The sequence below is a fragment of the Enterobacter sp. R-1.6.2 genome, assembly GCF_035064085.1.
GTDB lineage: Bacteria > Pseudomonadota > Gammaproteobacteria > Enterobacterales > Enterobacteriaceae > Enterobacter > Enterobacter asburiae_B.
This window is the reverse complement of the sequence record NZ_JASEYI010000069.1, coordinates 1-3,622: the sequence shown is the minus strand read 5'-3', so window position 1 is coordinate 3,622 and position 3,622 is coordinate 1. Positions and strand designations below refer to the sequence as shown.

The window sequence follows — 3,622 nt, the reverse complement described above, 5'->3', positions numbered from 1 at the left end:
TATGCCAAAGCCGGTGTGATGCTGAATGACTTCACCGGCTCCGGCGTTTCGCAGCTGCAGCTGTTCGACGAACGTCCTCCACGTCCTCACAGCGCTGAGCTGATGAAGGTTCTCGATGGCATTAATCATTCCGGGCTGGGACAGCTCTGGTTTGCCGGACGAGGGATAGCGCCATCATGGCAAATGAAACGCGACATGCTCTCCCCTGCGTACACCACTCGCTGGAAAGATATCCCCATAGCGAGGATCAGTTAAATTTCGCTTTTCAGAGAGAGCCAGTAGTGCTCGCCGCAGCCGAACGACAGGGCGAAGCCCGCGAGTGAGCGAGGAAGCACCAGGGAACTGCACGGATAAATTCTGCTTACGCTCGGTGTTAAATGGATACCCCACCCTGCTTTATCCACTTATCCACGGGCATATTTTTATAAAGTCTTTTTTAACTCTTTTTTCTTTATTTTACTCCTTTTAGGGAGCCTGAAAGCCGCATGCAGCGCGCCCTGAGAGGAGTTCATTATGGGCAACTGGTTAACATATTATGGGTAATTAATCACGTATCTGTGGGTTCCATAGCAACAAGCTATGGGATACGCATCAACAAGCTATGGGAAACAGGTCAAGTTTAGATCTCAATTATCCACTTGTGGATAAATTGCATATTTTCCCGGTGGATAAGTAACGCGATAGCTTGCAATTTCTGTTTTCACTGCCATTATGGGTGGATAATAATTTACCCATAGGCCTTGGAATGGATACTCAAGCACTCTTGCCAGCTACTAAAACGTTTAAAAAACGCGCCAGTATAAAGCAATCTAACGAATTGACCGAAGCCGCATATTACTTGCCTCTTCAGGCAAAACGTGTGCTGTGGTTATGCCTTATGCAGGCCTATTTCAACGACAGTCAGGATGATGATTCTGACGTATTACCTCTTTTCAAAATTAGCGTTTCCGATTACGTCAAATACTTCAATGTCGCTACGTCTGTCGCCAGTCGTGATGTAAAGGCTGGAGTAAATGCTTTGGGCGAATCAACGGTTACCTTCTATCCAAAAGAAGGTGAGTTTGAAGAGGTTAAACGTCCGTGGCTGGCTGAAGCAGGAATGAAGAGAGGCCGGGGTTCCTGGCAGATTGAGTTTAACTACAAGGTCATGCCATTCCTTGTTGGCTTGACGTCCCAGTTCACGACCTATTCTCTGTATGACTGTGGTCAGCTTAATAGTGTTCGTGTCATCCGCCTTTATGAGAGCCTGTGCCAGTTCCGGAGCACTGGTGTCTGGATCACCACACATGACTGGTTATGTGAAAGGTTTATGCTTCCAACCTCGCAGAAGAACAATATTGCGGAAATGAAACGTACCTTCCTGGAACCTGCGCTGAAGAAAATTAATGAGAAGACGCCCTTAAAGGTAAGTTATACAACCGAAGAAGATGGTCGCTTATTGTTTAATTTTCTTGATAAAAAACAATAATCTGAAATTTATCCTATATCCCCCCTTGGTCTGTTTCTTACATTTGGGGGGATACTAAACTTGCTGTATTTCCCACATCACATGCCGAACTTGACCTGTTTCCTACAGTTCGGGCTGCCCTCTAAGTTGACTTCTTTCCCACAGTCCCGGCCGGCAATTAAGTTGACCTGTTTCCCACAGTCATGACTGTCCGCGAAGTTGACGTGTTTCCCACACTCCCTGCTGGCCATTAAAGTTGACCTGCTTCCCACAGTCCCGGTCGGCCGCGAAGTTGACTTGTTTCCCACAGTTCAGGCCGTCTGCGAAGTTGACGTGTTTCCCACAGTCCGGGCCGTCTGCGAAGTTGATCTGCTTCCCACAGTCCGGGCCGTCTGCGAAGTTGACGTGTTTCCCACAGTCCGGGCCGTCTGCGAAGTTGACGTGTTTCCCACAGTCCGGGCCGTCTGCGAAGTTGACGTGTTTCCCACAGTCCGGGCCGTCTGCTAAGTTGACCTATTTCCCACATTCCGGGATGTCTGTGAAGTTGACGTGTTTCCCACAGTTCCGGGGGGCTACAAAGTTGACCTGTTTCCCACAGGACACCGATTCTATGGGCAGAATGATCTGCGGCCGGAGTCTGCAAAGATTAATCTTGAGTCGCAACTGTGCGCCAAAGAGATATGACTAGATAAATAATCTGGAGCCGCCATAATAAGCATGAAGTCATGATTTCATGCAATCATTAAATAGCTTTGTACTCTTTAGTAAGCGAGGTGACAGGCGATTGGAGTGCATATACTTAGATGAAAGGATGAAATCATGATTTCATCCTTTCATGAAGGCGGGGAGGGGCTGAGTGGTTAACCCAGAAATGAAATCATGATTTCATTATTTCATTTTATTGCGATACATTTCATATCCTGCAAGGAGCATATCTGTCATCGATATTCCCTGTTCTGCCGCGTAAGCTTTCATCTCTTTATGCTTAGATACCGGCACTTTGATTTGGATAGGTTTAACCGACGAATCAGGCGCAGCTCCCTTTCCGGTAACATCCAGAGTTGGCTCATCCTCCTTAGGAGGCGCTAGTTTTATTGACTTTCCTGGGGCTTTCATAGAACTCCTCATGTCCAAAATAATGAAATCTTTAAATCATGCTATCATGAGTTAATGATATCATGAATCTCTTCAATCATTTGTTTTGCCGTTTCGTTTAAGGATTTGAAAGGAGTTTCATGGAGGGCACGCCCCGCATCCAGAGCCTCGCCGTAACTGGTTTTGAATGGAATGATTGTATTGAGAACTTTGAAGCCCCACGCTTTGATTGTTTCCTGAGCTTTTTCGCCCTGCGACTGAGATGGTGACTTAGCGACAATGAATACGATTTTGTTTTTCTCAATGCCCTTTTTAATCAATTCGCGGGCAAGTTCCAGAGAAGGTTCCAGATCATCAATTGTGGTCCCAGTGGTTATGATCACGAGATCAGATTCATCAGCCACATCCAGTGATGTTGTCTCTGCTGCAGGACGACCATCAATGATAAGCAAATGGCAGCTATCTTTCATTTTGACAGCTGTATCTACCCGGCGGTAAAGAGCGCAGTCAATTTGACTTAGACCATTGTTCTCGCGTCGTTCTGTCCACTTCAGAGAGGTTTGTTGCTTCGTGTCTATATCCGCCAGATGAGTCTTCCATCCAGCTTCAGTAAACCCAACAGCAAGTGTTCTGGCTTTGGTACTTTTTGAACCTCCGCCTTTCTGACCAACGATCGATATAACCTTTCCCATATTAACCACCTTCATTAAATCATGATTTCATTAAACACATACATCCCACTTCTCATATTGCCCAAAATCGAACAACTTAACAAGATGAAATCATGATTTAATGATATAATTATAGCATGATTAATGTAACTGACTGATAGTAATACATTGCAAAACAATGAAAGCATGATGTAATGATTTCATGATTAAGTGCGCGAGGATAGTTTATGAAACAGTACACATTGAAAATCTACTTTGGAGATAAATCTGAGCCTGCTTTTTTTGGTGGCGATTGAATCGCCACGGATAATCTAGACACTTCCTAGCCGTTGATGGACTGACCCCGCCCCGGTAGACGATCCTGCCCTATAGTTTGGACTGACCCCGCCCCGGTAGACGATCCTGCCCT

At 45.8% G+C, this 3,622-nt stretch carries 4 protein-coding genes; 2 read left to right on the top strand and 2 right to left on the bottom strand.

Translation table 11 applies throughout. The features are described 5' to 3' along the window. Positions 1–255, top strand: a 255-nt coding sequence (locus tag QMN93_RS25595) for a DUF4113 domain-containing protein (RefSeq protein WP_323620225.1), incomplete at its 5' end; no start/stop codon positions are given. Positions 256–745: 490 nt separating this feature from the next. Further along, positions 746–1,468, top strand: coding sequence for a replication initiation protein (locus tag QMN93_RS25590; protein WP_029403849.1), 723 nt, complete (start codon positions 746–748; stop codon positions 1,466–1,468). 867 nt (positions 1,469–2,335) lie between these two features. Here the strand turns inward: QMN93_RS25590 and QMN93_RS25585 are convergent. After that, on the bottom strand, positions 2,336–2,563 hold the full coding sequence (locus QMN93_RS25585) for a hypothetical protein (protein ID WP_032663682.1): 228 nt from the start codon (positions 2,561–2,563) through the stop codon (positions 2,336–2,338). A 44-nt stretch (positions 2,564–2,607) separates the two neighbouring features. After that, positions 2,608–3,234, bottom strand: a complete 627-nt coding sequence (locus QMN93_RS25580; protein ID WP_032663680.1) for a ParA family protein — start codon at positions 3,232–3,234, stop codon at positions 2,608–2,610. Positions 3,235–3,622 lie beyond the last annotated feature (388 nt).